Annotated in this window: 16 protein-coding genes; 10 read left to right on the forward strand and 6 right to left on the reverse strand. The window is 48.4% G+C overall.

Features of this window, described 5'->3' with window-relative positions:
* The first annotated feature begins 312 nt into the window (after positions 1–312).
* The 6 genes from lysA (at position 313) to ACI351_RS03730 (ending at position 4,941) form a co-directional block, all read left to right on the forward strand.
* Positions 313–1,563 carry a diaminopimelate decarboxylase gene (lysA, locus tag ACI351_RS03705; protein WP_439733914.1) on the forward strand — a complete coding sequence of 417 codons (1,251 nt, stop codon included), beginning with the start codon at positions 313–315 and terminating at the stop codon, positions 1,561–1,563.
* Between the two features lie 8 nt (positions 1,564–1,571).
* Positions 1,572–2,300: an amino acid kinase family protein gene (locus ACI351_RS03710; protein ID WP_439733915.1), complete on the forward strand. Its 729-nt coding sequence runs from the start codon at positions 1,572–1,574 to the stop codon at positions 2,298–2,300.
* Positions 2,301–2,311: 11 nt separating this feature from the next.
* Positions 2,312–2,476: a hypothetical protein gene (locus tag ACI351_RS03715; RefSeq protein ID WP_439733916.1), complete on the forward strand. Its 165-nt coding sequence runs from the start codon at positions 2,312–2,314 to the stop codon at positions 2,474–2,476.
* A 107-nt stretch (positions 2,477–2,583) separates the two neighbouring features.
* Entirely contained in the window at positions 2,584–2,793 is a 210-nt protein-coding gene (locus ACI351_RS03720) for a hypothetical protein (RefSeq protein WP_439733917.1), read from the forward strand.
* A 34-nt stretch (positions 2,794–2,827) separates the two neighbouring features.
* Complete coding sequence (locus ACI351_RS03725; RefSeq protein WP_439733918.1) at positions 2,828–3,265, forward strand: hypothetical protein; 438 nt, start codon at positions 2,828–2,830, stop codon at positions 3,263–3,265.
* 200 nt (positions 3,266–3,465) lie between these two features.
* The gene (locus tag ACI351_RS03730) at positions 3,466–4,941 is read left to right on the forward strand and encodes a hypothetical protein (protein ID WP_439733919.1); all 1,476 of its coding nucleotides are present in this window, start codon (positions 3,466–3,468) and stop codon (positions 4,939–4,941) included.
* Between the two features lie 100 nt (positions 4,942–5,041).
* Here the strand turns inward: ACI351_RS03730 and ACI351_RS03735 are convergent, their stop codons facing one another.
* The 5 genes from ACI351_RS03735 to ACI351_RS03755 form a co-directional block, all read right to left on the reverse strand.
* Entirely contained in the window at positions 5,042–6,751 is a 1,710-nt protein-coding gene (locus ACI351_RS03735; protein WP_439733920.1) for a sigma-70 family RNA polymerase sigma factor, read from the reverse strand.
* A 16-nt stretch (positions 6,752–6,767) separates the two neighbouring features.
* On the reverse strand, positions 6,768–8,507 hold the full coding sequence (dnaG, locus tag ACI351_RS03740; protein ID WP_439733921.1) for a DNA primase: 1,740 nt from the start codon (positions 8,505–8,507) through the stop codon (positions 6,768–6,770).
* Positions 8,508–8,597: 90 nt separating this feature from the next.
* Positions 8,598–8,792, reverse strand: coding sequence for a 30S ribosomal protein S21 (gene rpsU, locus ACI351_RS03745; protein ID WP_087286540.1), 195 nt, complete (start codon positions 8,790–8,792; stop codon positions 8,598–8,600).
* 96 nt (positions 8,793–8,888) lie between these two features.
* The gene (locus ACI351_RS03750; protein WP_439733922.1) at positions 8,889–9,224 is read right to left on the reverse strand and encodes a histidine triad nucleotide-binding protein; all 336 of its coding nucleotides are present in this window, start codon (positions 9,222–9,224) and stop codon (positions 8,889–8,891) included.
* A gap of 39 nt (positions 9,225–9,263) precedes the next feature.
* The gene (locus ACI351_RS03755; RefSeq protein WP_439733923.1) at positions 9,264–10,256 is read right to left on the reverse strand and encodes a hypothetical protein; all 993 of its coding nucleotides are present in this window, start codon (positions 10,254–10,256) and stop codon (positions 9,264–9,266) included.
* 158 nt (positions 10,257–10,414) lie between these two features.
* Between ACI351_RS03755 and ACI351_RS03760 the strand changes: the two genes are divergently transcribed.
* From ACI351_RS03760 to ACI351_RS03775, 4 genes are all read left to right on the forward strand, one after another.
* Positions 10,415–12,058 (forward strand): acyl-CoA dehydrogenase family protein, encoded by a 1,644-nt coding sequence (locus ACI351_RS03760; protein ID WP_439733924.1) that lies wholly within the window; start codon positions 10,415–10,417, stop codon positions 12,056–12,058.
* An 8-nt stretch (positions 12,059–12,066) separates the two neighbouring features.
* Positions 12,067–12,855 carry an electron transfer flavoprotein subunit beta/FixA family protein gene (locus ACI351_RS03765; RefSeq protein WP_439733925.1) on the forward strand — a complete coding sequence of 263 codons (789 nt, stop codon included), beginning with the start codon at positions 12,067–12,069 and terminating at the stop codon, positions 12,853–12,855.
* Entirely contained in the window at positions 12,852–14,045 is a 1,194-nt protein-coding gene (locus tag ACI351_RS03770) for an FAD-binding protein (protein WP_439733926.1), read from the forward strand. The genes ACI351_RS03765 and ACI351_RS03770 overlap by 4 nt, the downstream gene beginning before the upstream one ends.
* A 274-nt stretch (positions 14,046–14,319) precedes the next feature.
* Complete coding sequence (locus ACI351_RS03775) at positions 14,320–15,453, forward strand: hypothetical protein (RefSeq protein ID WP_439733927.1); 1,134 nt, start codon at positions 14,320–14,322, stop codon at positions 15,451–15,453.
* Between the two features lie 154 nt (positions 15,454–15,607).
* Here ACI351_RS03775 and ACI351_RS03780 read toward each other — a convergent pair whose 3' ends face one another.
* Complete coding sequence (locus ACI351_RS03780; protein ID WP_439733928.1) at positions 15,608–15,871, reverse strand: hypothetical protein; 264 nt, start codon at positions 15,869–15,871, stop codon at positions 15,608–15,610.
* Positions 15,872–15,965: the final 94 nt, after the last annotated feature.

The raw sequence follows: 15,965 nt of genomic DNA on the forward strand, positions 1-15,965 counted from the left end.
GTGGCGCAAAAGTACGATTCTCTTCATAAATCTCCTCCTTTATATTGGGGAGTATAACGGTCTTTTTTGTTTTGTATTGCGTATAAAAAAGGTTAGTTGCGTATTTTTTGGAATTTTACTATACTAACTTTATGAGCTTTATTCTATCCGTCAAACGTGTAAGCAAACAGGACAAGAGCAAAAAACGCTCTTGCGCCTCGGCTTACAATTTTGCGGAAAAATAGCGCTTTACTTAATATAACCGGTTTGCAACGCTCCCGCTTAATTGTAAGCGGGAGCTTTTTTGTGCGTTGCAGCCAAGGAGAGAAAACTATGTGCTTTCATTATCAAAACGGCGAAATGTATGCGGAAGGTGTAGACGTAAAACGGATTGCGCGGGAGGTGGGAACCCCCTTTTATTGCTATTCGTCTGACAAACTGACGCAAAACTATCAGGCGTACCGCGAAGCATTGGCGGAATTTAACGCTACGGTCTGTTATTCCGTGAAAGCCAATACAAACTTGGCAATAGTATCCGCTTTGGCGCGTATGGGTAGCGGTGCGGATGTGGTGTCTGCCGGCGAAATGTACGTGGCGATGAAAGCCGGTATCCCTGCGGATAAAATCGTATTTTCCGGCGTAGGTAAAACGGCGGCGGAACTGGAAGCGGCCATTAAAAACCAAATTTTGCAAATTAACGCGGAATCAGCCGCCGAGGTCCGCGCTATCAACGAAATCGCGCTGCGCTTGGGGATAAAAGCCAATGTGGCGCTGCGCGTCAATCCGGACGTGGACGCCTTGACGCACGTCAAAATTACCACCGGCAAGAAAGAAAACAAATTCGGCGTAGACTGGGATGACGCGCTCCCCCTATACCGTGAAGCGTCCAAAATGGAAGGCGTCCGTTTGGCGGGGATTGCGGTGCATATTGGGTCGCAGCTGTTGGACGCGGAACCGTTCCGGCTGGCGTTTGCCAAAGTGGCGGCAATGGTGAGGGAACTGGAAGCGGAAGGCATCGTGTTGGATAATATTGATTTGGGCGGCGGTTTGGGCATTAACTATAATGCGGAGCTGCCCCTTACCTGCACGGCGTATGCAGAGGTGGTGCGCGAGACGCTGGGCAGTTTGCACAAACATATTATCGTGGAGCCCGGCCGCTCGGTAGTGGGCAACGCGGGTATTTTGGTAACCGAAGTGGTTTGTACGAAAAAAATGGGGAGCAAAAACTTTATTGTAGTGGACGCCGGTTTTAATGATTTGGTCCGCCCCGCTATGTACGACGCGTGGCATACCATTCAGCCCATTTCCAAAAAGGGCGTTGCGCCGTTAATTGCCGATATCGTTGGGCCGATTTGCGAGTCGGGCGACGTTTTCGCCAAAGACCGCATTATCGAGCCTGTGCAAGCAGGGCGGCTACTTGCTATAATGTGTGCTGGGGCATACGGCGCATCAATGTCGTCTATTTATAATTTCCGCCCGCTGGTGCCGGAAGTGATGGTGCGCGGCGGGGAATTTTGCGTCGTACGCAAACGGACTTCTTACGAAGAAATGCTGGCAGGACACAGCCTGCCCGCGTGGTTATAGGACTGGCTATGAGACAAATTTGCATTATGAAATTCGGCGGCAATACGCTGGCCAATAAACAAAAACTTTTGATGGCGGCCGATTTAATCAAATCCCGCTATGACAACGGTTTTATCCCCGTAATTGTGGCTTCGGCCAATGGTAATTTAACCGACGTCTTGCTGGATCACGCCTACAGCATTACCGCCAGCCCCGACAAGCGCGAACTGGATATGCTGATTACTACCGGCGAGCGCGTCAGCGTGGCGCTTTTGTCTATTGCGCTGCGGGCCATTGGTGTTCCCGCCGTATCGCTGACGGGGTCGCAAATCGGCCTTATTACCACTTGTACGCATACGGGGGCAGATATTTTATCTCTGAAAGGAGACCGCTTGGTGCGGGAGATTGAGTCCGGACACGTCCCCGTGGTGGCCGGTTTTCAGGGAATCGGCGAAAACAAGGAAATTACCACGTTAAAACGCGGCGGGTCGGACGTGTCGGCCGTATTTCTGGCCTGCCAGCTGGGGGGAAAGCACGTGGAGATGATTAAAGACGTGGACGGCGTTTATTCCGCCGACCCCAACAAAGACGAAAAAGCCCAAAAATACGAAGTGTTGGATTTTGACGAAATGTATAAGCTCGCCTTAAACGGTGCGAGCGTGCTTCATCCGGACGCCGTGCGCCTGGCCAAAGAAAAGGGCGTGGAAATCCGTATCGTGCACTACCAAACGGGGCAAACGGGAACGGTAATCCGTTAGGAGGTTTTTTTATGGCTTTTAAATTCAGCTTAATAAATGTGGCTGCGTTTTTATTGTTGGGTGGGGCCGTATATGCGTGGGGCCCCGGCTGGGGCGGGTTGTGGCGCGCCGCGGTAAGTGCGTTATTGTACGCTGCCGTATTCGGGGCGTGCTTTGTAGTTGTCAAAAGACGGTAGTTTGACGGAGGACAAAATAGATGAACCCATTTTTCTTATTACAGTTCTTGCCGGTAATTATGGTGCCATGGCGGCCAAGCGGGCAGCCTGTTATACGGAATGCTTCTTTGTCCGGATTAAAAATGTGCGGTTTTGTGATTATAGCGCTGGGGCTGATCATTTATTTTTGGTTTCTAAAGTGGTATCAGGCCCACTCTGTGTGGGGTAAAATTATTGTATGGACGGCTGCAGTATGGTGCGTTTTACGGCTGATAGGAATTATCCGTTCTTTTTGCGATGATCCCTATACCCGCGTAAAATCCGATACATACAAATAAAAATATGCCTAAAATATGATATGATATTTTTAATATGGAAAACATCGTCATTTTACAGTTAATCGGGTTTACCGTTTGCTTTATTTTACTGTTTGTTTTTACGGCTAAGTACCGTGCTGCGCTGGCGCGCGAGACGGATTTTGAACCGGCGGTAGAAAATTTGACCGTCGTTACCGTAGCTCAACAGCCTGCGTATAAACCGCGTGCGGCGGTGTTGCAGTCTTTACAAGGTTCCGCAGCCTTGGAAACGGCTGATTTAAAAGAAAGAGTAAGAGATTTGCACTACCGTTTGGAGGAACTTAAAATCGCGCAGGAAAAAGCAAACAGCGATTTAGCCAAACAGTTGGCCCGTATGGAACAGCGCATCAGCACGTTTGAACAGGAATATATGACCAAACTGCAGCCCACGTTACTGAGTTTGATTGGTGAGCTGGAAAATATAAAAGTGTCTGAAAGGAAAGACGAAAAATAATTTTAATACGTTTAAAAAGTGTAAAGCCGCCGCCCAAAAAGCGGCGGTTTGCTTATTAAAGGAGAGACCCGTTACTATAACGGTAGCATATGTGAGTGTTGGCACGTGGGGCGGCCGCATATGCGGGATAACTTGTTTTTGAAGAAAAGAATTGTATACTATTTATATCTTTTCAACGAAATTATTTTAGGAAGATTCTTATGCGTATCTTTTTTATATTATCTTGTTTGTTATCATCGGTTTTATTGTGGGCCGCTCCGTGGGGTGCCTTGTCGGATTATGATTCGCCTTCCCAGTCGGAAAACAGCGGGTCTTCGCTGGGGGACTCTTCCGATAATGTGGGGAGACGGTATTTGCTCCGTTCCGTATTAGAGGGACGTCCTGTTAAGGTGTATGTTGAATTTAGAAATGAGCCGGAGGAAAACCTGTCGTTGTGGCGCGAAAGAGTTCAAGATGCATATAACGAGTGGTTTTTTAATACGGCGAAACATATCCGCAGTGCCAAACGCGAACGTGAATTTGGCGATATTCTGCCGCTGCTGGAAAGAGGAATTCCAGTGGAATTTGTAGAAGAAGGGGAAGATATTACTATTGAGTTTGTGGACTGGCAGGATGTTGTGTCGTTATGCGGGGATACAGCGAGTGCGTGTTATTTATTTGACGGTCCCAAAATTTATGTGCCGAAAAATCCGCGCCGACAGAGAGTCACTAAATCGCCTTTTCGTGCGAGTTCGGAAAAAATAATGTTTGCAAATCTACTGCACGAGATAGGTCATTCTTTGGGTTTTAGTGATCAGTACTCACTTGCCCGTGACAGCAATACGCACCCTCTCTACAGGGGGGAAAATCCCGATAATACAGTGATGAACAGCCGCACGCTGTCCCTGACGTGTGATGATGCTGATGGTGTGGTTAATTTGATTGATATTACGCACAAAAATCAGCGCGGCGGAAATAACGGCTGGCGCAGCTTGTGTAAAAGCTCTACGGCATATTATGTGAACGGAATGCAGTTGGGAACAGGTCCGTATGCAATTCGCTCTAAAGAAGATGATGTGTGGAATGTAAAAACCTATCAAAACGGAGTATTGAAAGAGGATCAAGATTTTGCACCCTGCACGGACAGTTCTCTTTCACCGTTTATGTCTTTTCCGGAAACAGTGATTCATCGGGACAAGTTAAACCGTCCCTTATTGGCACAAGGCCCGAACGGCGAGAAAATCTATTATATGCATCTGTACGATTCCTCCTTTCGGTTGGTCACGAAAGACGGGAAAAATCTGTTGGCGGAAGAACGGAAAAAACTAGCGGAAAAGGGAAAAACGCTTACCCGCCGTTCCGTTTGGTTTTACGCAAACAATCGGGAATCTTTGCTCCGCTCTGTCAAATACGGTTCAAAAGGTGTTGTACATTATGTTGAAGGAAAAAATGGTGAATTTGTATATTTAGAAATGCATTTTAACAAGAAAAACCATTTTGAGGTTTGGGGCGGATCTGATGTGGCGTCCGCAGGGGCCCCTAAGTTCACAAGACCGGTTGTGCCTGCTTCGGCGTCAGCATCCTCTGGGGCTGGCAGATTATCCGGAAAACTTACACAACAAGTGGAGAAAAAACTAAATTCTGCCCAACAACATCAATTGATGCAAGAAGTAGAACGGTGGTATTTCAATAACTAACAAGCGAATGCTTGTTTTACTGTGATACAAAAACGCCCCGAAGTAAGTTCGGGGCGTTTTTGTAAAGTTCCAACCTGTTGCGGCAGGGTCGTGCAGCAAACTATTCCTGGTAATCTTTCAACATCTTGGTACGGCTGGGGTGGCGTAATTTGCGAATGGCTTTAGCCTCAATTTGGCGTACGCGTTCGCGTGTTACGTTAAACATTTTTCCCACTTCTTCTAAGGTGCGGGGGTAGCCAGAATCAATTCCAAAGCGCAGGCTGATGATTTTGGCTTCGCGTTCAGACAGCGTGGCCAACACATCGGCCACTTCCTGTTTGCGCAGGAAATCCACAGCTGCACTCGTAGGATTCGGCCCATTCTTATCTTCGATAAAGTCTTCCAGATTAGAATCTTCATCCTCACCGATAGGCGTGGACAGAGAAATCGGGTCCTGCATGATTTTGAGTACGCTTTTCACCTTTTCCACGGACAGGCGCAGCGTTTTGGAATAATCTTCCAACGTGGGCTCGCGGCCGTGTTCCTGGCGGAACTTGTTGGTAACTTTTGTCAGTTTGGAAACGAGCTCCTTCATATGCACCGGAATACGGATGGTGTTGGCTTGGTCCGCAATGGCGCGGTTGATGCTTTGGCGAATCCACCACGTGGCGTAGGTGGAGAATTTAAAACCGCGTTTGTATTCGAATTTTTCCACGGCTTTCATCAGCCCAAGGCCGCCTTCCTGAATCAGATCGGACAGTTCCAAATTGGAATTGATGTGTTTCTTGGCGATGGATACCACCAAGCGCAGGTTGGCTTTGATCAGTTTTAATTTATCTTGCAAAATCATATCTTCAAAGAATACAATGCGGTCGTTAAACGCGATGAATTCTTTTTCCGTCATCGGCAGCATATCTACCATTTGGTCGTGGCGTCGGCGGATGTCCTCAATGTTACTAATGGCGCGGTCCAGTTCCTCGATGGTAAATTTGGTTTGCTTCTTAAAATCTTTTTCGCTGATTTTGCCTGCGTGAAACCGCGTGACGAGTTTTTTGACAGACTCGTAAGGCCCAAAGTATTCGTCAAAGCGTTTCATATCGTTGGAAGTTTCGCTTAAACGGTCTGCCAGATTTTTAATTTTATTCGTCAAGCGTTTGATTTTGTTTTGGTTTAAGTTCAGCTTGGTAATGCTGGCTACCACTTCTTTCTGTTTAGCTTCCAGTTTTTCGATGTAGTTGTTGCGTTTTTTATCGGGAAGATTCCCTTCGCGCAGTTCTTTCATCAGTTTGGTAATTTCCTGTTCACGTTTTCCGATAAAAGTGGCTGCGTCTTTAAGTTTGCGGCGCATATTGTTAAGCTCTCGCGTCGTACGTTTTCCGCGGGGCATAAGCTCTTTGGTGGTCATTTCTTCTTGATCGACCAGCTCTTCCCAATTGCAGATTTCGCGCATTGTGATGGGGGATTCCAAAACGAGTTTGCGCAATTCTTTTTCGCGTTCGCGGATATTGCGCGCGAGCGTAATTTCTTCGTCGCGCGATAAAAGCGGCACTTTTCCCATTTCGGACAAGTACATACGGATGGAGTTGGAAATGTCGGAACTTGCGGACCAATCCTCGCTTAACATTTCTTTTTCCTGCGCGGCGACAGCTTTAAATTTTTTCTGGTCTACTACTTGAATACCGAGGTCGTCAAGTGTGCCCATTACGCCGTCGATATCCTCGGCGCTCATATCCGCTGCGGCGATGGAACGGTTCAGTTCTTCAAGCGACAGAAATCCGCTCTCTTTTCCTTCTTCTAATAAATCTTTTAGCTCTTTGTTTCCGGATGCCATAAGTTTCCTCAACTGCTTATTTTTTTAATTTGGTTTGCAACTGCATATATTCTTGAAAAATCTCTTGCGGTACATTGCCCGCGCCCAGACGCTTCATCTGGCGTTTTATTTCTTCTAGTCTCTTATGCAGGCCCGCGTGCGCGAGTTTGGCTGCACAGGCGGCGATGTCGTGTGCCGGTTCCGCTTCCTGAGGCGGTTGAAACAACGCCAGCCGGACGATATCATTTTTTCTCTCCGGTGCATAGGCGGCCGCTTTTTGCGCGGCGGTTTGCGCGTCCAAAGTTTCCGAGGCCGCTTTACGTACGGCTTCAAATAATTTCCAAGCCTGCACTGTGGAAAAATCGTTTTGCGTAAGTCCGGCGCAAAGTTCCGCGTGCTGCGGTGCTCTTAGCAGCCACGCCGTCAGTTCTTCTTCCGCCGGGTTGGCGGGCATTTGCACGGCGGGACGCGCTTCCTGTCTGCGCGCAAACGGCGTTTGCATCGCCGGGCGGCGCAGCCTTTCAAGTACCAGAGCTTCGTCCACGCCTACGTGTTCGGCCACATATTTAGCCCATTCGCGCCGGACGATTTCATCCGGTTGTTTGCCGATAGTGTCCGCCAGTTCCGTTATGATGCGTGTTTTATCCTGTGCACCGAGAGGCTGGGGATACATTTGTAGCTGAAGGGCCGTATGGAAGACAATTAAATCTTGCCCTTGGTTTAAAATATTTTCAAAAGCTTCTTTGCCGTATTTGGCGATATATTCGTCGGGATCCAACCCTTCCGGCAAAGACGCCACTCTGACGAACAGTCCGTGTTCAATCAAAATAAGTGCACCGCGCAAAGCGGCTTTGATGCCTGCTGCGTCCGGATCGAACAGTACGGTTACATTATCTGTATAGCGTTTCAAAAGCCGTGCGTGTTCTTCGGTTAAACTGGTACCAAGCGGTGCCACCGTATATTCTGCGCCAGCTTGATGACAGGCAATTACATCCATATAGCCTTCAAGCAGTACGGCTTTACCCGCTTTACGGATGGCGGGTCCTGCAAAATTCAGTCCGTACAACACGTGGCTTTTTGTAAATAAAACCGTTTCGGGCGAATTTAAATACTTGGGTTCGCCTTCTCCCAAAATGCGTCCGCCAAATCCCACAGTGTCGCCTCGTTGGTTGATAATCGGGAACATCAGGCGGTTGCGGTAGTAATCCCGCGCTCCGTAAGCGGTAATCACGCACAGCCCTGCGTCTTTTAAATCTTTTTCCGTGTATCCGGCGGCCTTTGCTTCACGCGCAAAAGCGGTGGCGTCGTTCTTGGCGAAACCCAGTTCAAACTTTTGGCAGATTTCTTTTGTCAAATTGCGCTGTTTTACGTACGCGCGCGCGAACTCGCCTCCGGCTGACATTAAGTTTTTGTGGTAGAACGATTTGGCTCTGTCAAGCAGGCGGCGCACGTTGGCGCGGCGCTGTTCTTCGCCCGTTACCGGCCGCGCGGGTTTGTATTGCACTCCCGCTATGCCGGCCAGTTTTTCAAGTGCCTCGTTAAACGACAGACCTTCCATTTTCATCAGGAAAGCGATAATATCGCCCCCTTCTTGACAGCCGAAACAATAGTAAAGCCCCTTTTCGCTGCTACAAGTGAAAGAGGGGGTTTTTTCTTTATGAAAAGGACAACAGGCCTTGTAGGTTTTACCCGCGCGTTTAAGGTTCGGTACATACTGCCGGATAAATTCCACAATGTCCAACTTGTCCTTGATAATTTCTACGATATTATTGTTCACAACGCACTGTCCGCTTAGTTGGGATTAAAGGCAAATAAGGCAATAGCCCGATACTTGCGTAAAGGACTATTGCCTGTGGTGCTGCTTTAATTAAAAACGTCTGCGTTTGGTGCGTCTAGCGCGGCGTTGAGCTTCCTGCGATTTGATTTTGCGTTTTACGCTCGGAGGCATATACGTTTCGCGTCTTTTGATTTCTTTCAAGATACCGTTTTTTTCGCATTCTCTTTTGAAGCGTTTGAGGGCTTCTTCGAGGTGTTCGGCGTCTCTTACTTTCACGAAAACCATTACGTTTTTCACCACCTTCTACGGCTAGTAGATAAAGATAAGAAAGCTTTTATTTCCTTATACATTATAGCTTATTTTGGCGCATTTTGTACAGGTTTAACCTGCCGGCCACAAAAAACGCCTGCCAGCCATCAAATGGAAGTGCAAATGGTCCACACTTTGACCCGCACCTTTGCCATTATTAGTTACCAGGCGGAAATCTCTTATATTAAATTGCTTGGCAAGTTTTTGCGCTGCCAGCAAAATTTTGCCCAAAAGAAGCGCGTCCGACTCCTCTGCTTCGGACAAACGCGCAATATGCTTGCGCGGAATAATTAAAAGGTGTGTAGGCGCTTGCGGGTTTAAATCCTTAAACGCCACCACGTCGTCATCTTCATAAATGAGTTGGCTTTTGACGGAGCCGTCGGCTATGCCGCAAAAAATACAGTTCATAGAGTTATTATACCTCTTTTATTTGCGGCATAGCTACACTTAACGGAACATCTCATATTCTTTTACGGGGGTTTTCGGCAGCAACACATCTAATAATTTGACAATGGGTTGGCCAGGCGTATACCTGCTGAAATAGTAGTCGTAATAAGCGGCGATTCCTTTTGCATTGGAATCGTTTAAACAAGGCGAATCAGCCGCTCCTTTGGCAAGCAATAGCTTTAACAACTCTTTTATTGACGGCATATACGGCGTTAAGTTTTCTCTGCTTTGGGACAAGCGGGCAACCGTTTCGCAGAAAACGGTATTGGCTCCACTTTGGTTATACGAGTCGTAAAAAGGTGTGTGTAAAAAAAGTTTTAAGATGTTCGGATCGGCTTGGGCCACTTCGTTTAAACCCTGCTTGATTTTGTTGAGAGAAGCAGGAATGTGTTTCTCCCTGATTTTTGTGACCGCATATGCTGTTTCGGCTAACGGTACCAGCGCATTTTGTTCTTTCGACGACAATTTAAACAGCACAACAGCTTTTTCTGCAGGTTCTTCAAGTAATGCCAATAATTCGCCGGCAGTCATTCCGTCGCGACCGCCCATGCGGAAAGTTCCTTGGGTTCGGCTGGTAATAGCGTTGCGCGTATCTATAATAAGGAAAGTTTCCATAGTTCGGGACGAATCTCCTTCACCATTGGAAGTAAGATTCCAGCCTTGACATACTGCAAATGTTGCAACGGAGCTGTTTTGTCCGTAGCTATTGGTAAAATGAAGTTCCTGCTGCACAGAGTTACACGCAATCGGCAACATATTGGCACCAAAAAGAGCCGCATTCACGGTGCTTTGCGCGTTTTTCGGGTCAGAAACAAATAAGAGGACAGTTGTTTCCAAAATGTCTTTATTTATAGAAGTAAGTGGAGTTTTCTCCGGCAGACTTTCCTCTGTTGCTTTTTGCACGCTCTGATTGATTTTGGCGCTTAAGTCTGGCATTGCGAAAACAGGCATACTAACAGCCAAGCATAAGAAGTTTAAAAGAAAATTTTTCATAAAGATTCTCCATAGGTTTATCTATTATCTAAATTATAGCAAGATTTTTTGAAAAGACAAGGGAAGCTCATTTTCCGGGGCTTTTTATGCCCTTGCAGTGCGCATAAGCCCAAAAAATAGTATCATATATCTATATTGTATTTTGGAGACTCCCAAACATGGCAAAAAACGACCTGACAACCAGAAACCTGATGTTAGACAGTTTGAAGCAATATGCTAAAAACCGGATTTCCTTTAACCTCATCCGGGAGCATGACGCCAAGAACGAAATTCCCTTGGATATTTTGAAAGAAATGTACGACCACAATGTGCTGGGCGTACATCTTTTGTTAATCCCCGAAGAATACGGCGGCCTCGGCGGTCAAACCACCGAAATTTACCGCGTGTGCGAACAGCTTGCCCGCATCGATTTGGGTATTGCCACCGGCGTATTCGCCACTTTCTTGGGAAGCGACCCGATTAACGTGGGCGGGACCCCCGAACAGAAAGCCAAATGGTTCCAAAAAATCGCGCACGAAAATAAACTCGTCGCCTACGGTGCGACGGAAGCCGACGCCGGATCCGATCTTGTTTCTTTGCGCACCCGCGCCGAACACGTCATTAAAGACGGAAAAGTGGTAGGATACAAAATTACCGGCAGCAAAATGTGGATTTCCAACGGCGGCGTGGCCGATATTTACACCGTGCTCGCGCTGGCTCCCGGCGGCCCGAGCTGGTTCATTGTTGAAAAAGGCACCCCCGGGTTTACGCAGGACGTGCACGAAGACAAACACGGGATCCGTCTGTCCAACACCGCGGGTCTTGCGTTTGACGATGTTTATGTTCCCGCCGAAAATTTGATCGGTCTCAAAGAAGGCCAAGGTTTCTTACAGGCGCAGGCCGTATTCGGTTACACCCGTTTGATGGTGGCCGCGTTCGGTTTGGGCGGCGGCGAAGAAGCGGTGGAAACCGCTTTGCAGTATGCCCAGCAGCGCATCCAGGCCGGCGGCCCGCTCGCTGAAAAACAGGGGTTTATGTTGAAACTTATTACCCCGCATTACGTCCGCTTTGAAGCGGCCCGCGCTTATATCGACTGGACAGCTAAACAGCTGGAAGTCAACAATCACGGTCTCGCCACCGAAGGCGCCATCGCCAAATTGTACGCTACGGAATCGGGCAATAAAGCCGCTGAAGACTCCATTCAGGCGATGGGCGGTTTCGGTTACACCAAAGAATTCTCCGTGGAAAAAATCAAACGCGACGTTAAAATTACCTGCATTTACGAAGGTACCAGCGAAGTGTTGGAAATGACGATTTTCCGCGGCCGCTGGCAGGAACATTTGAAATCGCGCGGCCAATACTATTTGAACCAAGCCGCCGAGTTTGACGCTATCCACGCGCAGAACCCCAATGTGGGCGCCGACAGCGTGGCCTTAGGTTTTAGAGCCTTGGCCCGCGTGCTTGACGAATGCCGCTTGAGCAAGCTGACCCGCCACCAGTACGTAACTTTTATGTTGGGCGACCTGATCAGCGAAATGGAAGTGGCGGCCGTATTCTCCCGCCAATGTGCCAACAAAGTGGTTACCGAAGGCAGCCGCTTTGATATCAATACCTTATGCACGATGGCCCGCGTCAATGCGCGCCAGAGCGCGTTTAAAACCGCGTCCGACGGGCTGCGTTTAATTTTAGGCACCTGCCCGACGATTAATACCGCTGAACTCAGCCAAGGCGTAAATTTGGTGGGTATTGAAGATAAAATGCGCGGCCTTATCGACGATATGGACGTTGTTTCGGCCAAACTCAGAGAAATCTTTAAGAAATAGGATCTGATATGAATATCATTGTATGTATTAAACAAGTTCCCGATTCCACCCAAGTAAAAGTGGATCCGAAAACCGGTACGCTGATCCGTGCGGGCGTGCCTAGCATTTTGAATCCTTACGACCATTTTGCTTTGGAAAAAGCACTTGAAATTAAAGCCAAAACCGGTGCGAAAGTGACGGTTCTGTCTATGGGGCCCGCGCAGGCTACTGCTGTGCTGCGCTTGGCCTTGGCGTTAGGTGCTGATGAAGGCGTGCTGCTGTCCGACCGCGCGTTTGCCGGTTCCGATACGTGGGCCACTTCTTACGCGCTTGCTACGGCTGTTAAAAAAATCGGCCAGTACGATTTAATTCTTTGCGGCCAAATGGCCATTGACGGTGATACCGCCCAAACCGGCCCCGGGATTGCGTTCCACTTGGGTATTCCGCAGATTACGTTCTGCGAAAGCATTGATGCGAACGGCAACCAAGTGGTTGTAAAAAAATTAATTGAAGGCGGCCACCAAATTTTGGAAGCCGATTTACCGGTTCTCGTTACGATGACGATGCCGCACGATTACGTTGCCAAATATCCGTCTTTTATGGCCGCGCACAAAGCGCAGGATAAAGCCACTTATACTTGGACGGCTGCCGACATCGGCGCGGATCCGCACAAACTGGGCTTGGAAGGCTCGCCCACGCGCGTGGACCGCATCTTCCCGCCGCCGGCCCGCCAAAAAGGCGAAATGTTCTCCGGATCTGCTGTGGAACTAGCCGATAAATTTGTTGAAATTTTGAAAAAGGAGAGTGTCATTAAATGATTCAGATTTCTGCTAACTGCGTAGGATGCGGCAAATGCGTATCCACCTGTCCGTTTGGGGCGCTCTCTTTGGTCAACCGCAAAGCGGTTGCGTCCAATGCGTGCACGATGTGCGGCGCGTGCGTGAGCGGGTGTCCCGTTAAGGCTTTGTCTTTACCCGCCACCGGCGCGGCCAAAAAAGACCTGTCCGCTTATAAAGGCGTATGGGTATTTGTTGAAATTTCCGACGACGGCAAAACTCAAAAAGTACGCCCCGTGGGCTTTGAACTTTTGTCCAAAGGCCGCGAGTTGGCGGACCAGCTGGGCGAAGAACTCTGCGCAGTCGTCATCGGCAACAACATTCAACCGTATTTTGCGGAACTTTCCCAATACGGCACCGATAAAATTTATGCCGTGGAAGGACCCGCCTACGCGCGTTATAACACCACTGCGTATGCCAATGCGATGGTTACTTTAATTAAAAAGTACAATCCCAGCGTGGTGCTGTATCCTTCTACGTACATCGGCCGCGATTTGTCTCCGCGTATTTCCTCCGAACTGTTTGTGGGCCTCACCGCCGACTGCACGGGCCTTTCCGTTAAAGAAGGCAATTTAATTCAAACCCGCCCTGCCTTTGGCGGCAACATTATGGCCGACATCAAATGTCCGGATTACCGTCCGCAGATGTCCACCGTACGCCCCAATGTGTTTAAAAAGGTGGTTACGACGCCCAACAGAATGGCCCAGATTGTAAATGAAACCATTTCCGTTCCGGCGGAAGCCTCCCGTGTGCGTATTATTAATACGCATATTGATCCGCCTGCGGCTGGGATGAAACTAGACGAAGCCGAAGTGGTTATCGCCGGCGGACGCGGTATGAAAAATCAAGAAGGTTTTAACCTCTTGGAAAGCTTGGCGGGCGAACTCGGCGGTACCGTGGGTGCTTCGCGCGCGGCTATCGACCTTGGACTCAAACCAAAAGAACAGCAAATCGGTCAGAGTGGCGTAACCGTATCTGCCAAATTGTATGTAGCCTGCGCTATTTCCGGTGCGGTGCAACACGTGGTAGGGATGGAACACAGCGATGTGATTATCGGTATCAATAAAGATGCAAACGCGCCGATTTTCAACGTTTGCAAATACGGCTTGGTGGGTGATGTGCATCAGATTTTGCCGCGCATTATTGAGCAAGTCAAAAACGCCAAGAAATAGTTGAATAACAACTGTTGGTAAGTTGCGATTTACGCATAAGGAACGGAAAAATTTTTCCGTTCCTTATGTTTTTTAAGGGGTCACCATCTGCTAAATTCTGTTATCTTATGCGTGCCTTGCCTTTGACGTGGCTACGGCTGCGCCTAGGCAGGCAATTTACGTGCACAATCTAAAGTGAATTTGACAAAAAGGTTTCCATAAAACAGGGTGGACCTAAGGGTAGGTAGGTCCAATGACCCTGTTCTTTTGTACATTTTTTTGGCATAGTATGAATATGAAATTCCGTTATGCTTTAATTTTTATTTTCGTATTTGCCTTGTCCGTATGCGTCCGTGCCCAGGGAAAAGCTGTGGCCGTATGTGTAAAACAATCTGTTCGGGGAACGGCAGAACGCGTGGTCGCCCGAAAACTGTTAGAGCCCCGCCTTCCGGCGGCACAAGCGGCCTATTGGAAAAGTTTACAGCGCGCGGGCGATTTTTCGGGCGTGGAACGGATGCTGGGAGAGTATTTTGTGTTGGATCCGGCTCGTGCTCCGTCCGCCGAATGGATTCGCAGAAGTACCGCTTTGCAGGAAAAGTCGGTCTTGAATTATTTGGAACGCCAGCTGGCTTTGTCTAAGCTGCAACCGGCCCCCGTGCTGGATGCTGTAGCTGGTTCCATACACTACTTAAATTACATTCCCGTTACGGCACGGGTAGTAATGTTGGGGGAAGTACACGAAATAGATTGGATGGTGAACGAAACGGAACGTGCGGTATATCAATATCAAAAAGCTTATCCTGAACGTAATGTTTATTACGCTTCCGAATTTGCGGATGCTTCTGTTGGAGAAATTATTCCGCTGCATTCCAAAGCCGATGTAGAACTCAGGGTACGCAAACGCCCGTATTACCGTGCTGTAACAGAACGCCTTATTCGGGCGGGGGTAAACGTGGTGGGATTGGAAAATCCCACATTATCTGATGAACTGGTTAAACGCGGCTACGGAACGGGATTTGCCGATACGGAATTGGCGTGGCGGTCAGTTTCGCCCATGGGGATGGAAACGCGCAACCTGTATTGGGCGGAAATCATCCGCCGGATTTTGCTTGAGGATCCCTCCGCGGTGGTATTCGTACACGCGGGATTAGGACATACCGATTATAATCAGCCGTCGGCTTTGCCGTGGCTGTTAAAGGAGTTCCGTCCGTATGTCGTGGAGTTTACCGAGCCGGGCATAGGGGATTTTAATACGCTGCTGGAAGATTCCTCTCCGATATTTCCTATTGCCCAAAAAGCGCGGAAACTGGCGGCGGAAAATCCGGGAAAAACAGTACGCATTATCCGGCATTTTCCATTTAAAAAAACGGCGGTGGCGGTTGGTTGCGATTTAAACGTTAGGCGTTTGTCCCTGACGAAGGAATATTGAATACAGAGTTATTTTAGAGGACATTTCCCCAGTCATCTGGCTGGGGATTTTGTTTGAAACCGCATTCTGGCGGCGGATTTTTTTGTGATTGTTACAGCAAATTCATAAAAAAGCCACTTCGTATTTGCGGAACGGCGCAGAAAATTAATTTTAATTACATATATACCGCGTAAGCAATTTTTCCCGGCACGGGCGGCGGGGGAATGCCCAAGCGGTGTCTTCGTACGTTTTCCGCCTTCTGCCAGCGCAGCAGTTGGCAGGTTTGACGTTCTATAAAAGCAGCTTCTTCTTGGTTCAGTCCAATCGTCCGCTCGGAAAGCGCCGTGGCGGTTTGTTTTTTCACATTTCGTTTCGCGCAGCGGATAAAAGCGTTTTTTGCGTAATGGACAAAGAGAATCGAGTATTTGATCATATTCATACTATAGGCTTTGGTACCGCCGGATACCAGAGTCTTTAGACCTGACGGACTTTGTAGAAAAGGCCTAAAGAGATTTAGGCCTTTTGGCACTGCG

It is taken from the genome of Candidatus Avelusimicrobium sp. (genome assembly GCF_051874775.1).
GTDB lineage: Bacteria > Elusimicrobiota > Elusimicrobia > Elusimicrobiales > Elusimicrobiaceae > Avelusimicrobium.

Excerpts from the sequence above, each read along its gene's own strand:
- ACI351_RS03765 (WP_439733925.1), top strand. The coding sequence starts at position 12,067 with ATGAATATCATTGTATGTATTAAACAAGTTCCCGATTCCACCCAAGTA.
- rpsU (WP_087286540.1), bottom strand. The coding sequence starts at position 8,792 with ATGGTTTTCGTGAAAGTAAGAGACGCCGAACACCTCGAAGAAGCCCTC.
- ACI351_RS03755 (WP_439733923.1), bottom strand. The coding sequence starts at position 10,256 with ATGAAAAATTTTCTTTTAAACTTCTTATGCTTGGCTGTTAGTATGCCT.
- ACI351_RS03730 (WP_439733919.1), top strand. The coding sequence starts at position 3,466 with ATGCGTATCTTTTTTATATTATCTTGTTTGTTATCATCGGTTTTATTG.
- ACI351_RS03725 (WP_439733918.1), top strand. The coding sequence starts at position 2,828 with ATGGAAAACATCGTCATTTTACAGTTAATCGGGTTTACCGTTTGCTTT.
- ACI351_RS03775 (WP_439733927.1), top strand. The coding sequence starts at position 14,320 with ATGAAATTCCGTTATGCTTTAATTTTTATTTTCGTATTTGCCTTGTCC.
- ACI351_RS03770 (WP_439733926.1), top strand. The coding sequence starts at position 12,852 with ATGATTCAGATTTCTGCTAACTGCGTAGGATGCGGCAAATGCGTATCC.
- ACI351_RS03710 (WP_439733915.1), top strand. The coding sequence starts at position 1,572 with ATGAGACAAATTTGCATTATGAAATTCGGCGGCAATACGCTGGCCAAT.
- ACI351_RS03735 (WP_439733920.1), bottom strand. The coding sequence starts at position 6,751 with ATGGCATCCGGAAACAAAGAGCTAAAAGATTTATTAGAAGAAGGAAAA.
- ACI351_RS03780 (WP_439733928.1), bottom strand. The coding sequence starts at position 15,871 with ATGAATATGATCAAATACTCGATTCTCTTTGTCCATTACGCAAAAAAC.
- ACI351_RS03715 (WP_439733916.1), top strand. The coding sequence starts at position 2,312 with ATGGCTTTTAAATTCAGCTTAATAAATGTGGCTGCGTTTTTATTGTTG.
- ACI351_RS03750 (WP_439733922.1), bottom strand. The coding sequence starts at position 9,224 with ATGAACTGTATTTTTTGCGGCATAGCCGACGGCTCCGTCAAAAGCCAA.
- ACI351_RS03760 (WP_439733924.1), top strand. The coding sequence starts at position 10,415 with ATGGCAAAAAACGACCTGACAACCAGAAACCTGATGTTAGACAGTTTG.
- lysA (WP_439733914.1), top strand. The coding sequence starts at position 313 with ATGTGCTTTCATTATCAAAACGGCGAAATGTATGCGGAAGGTGTAGAC.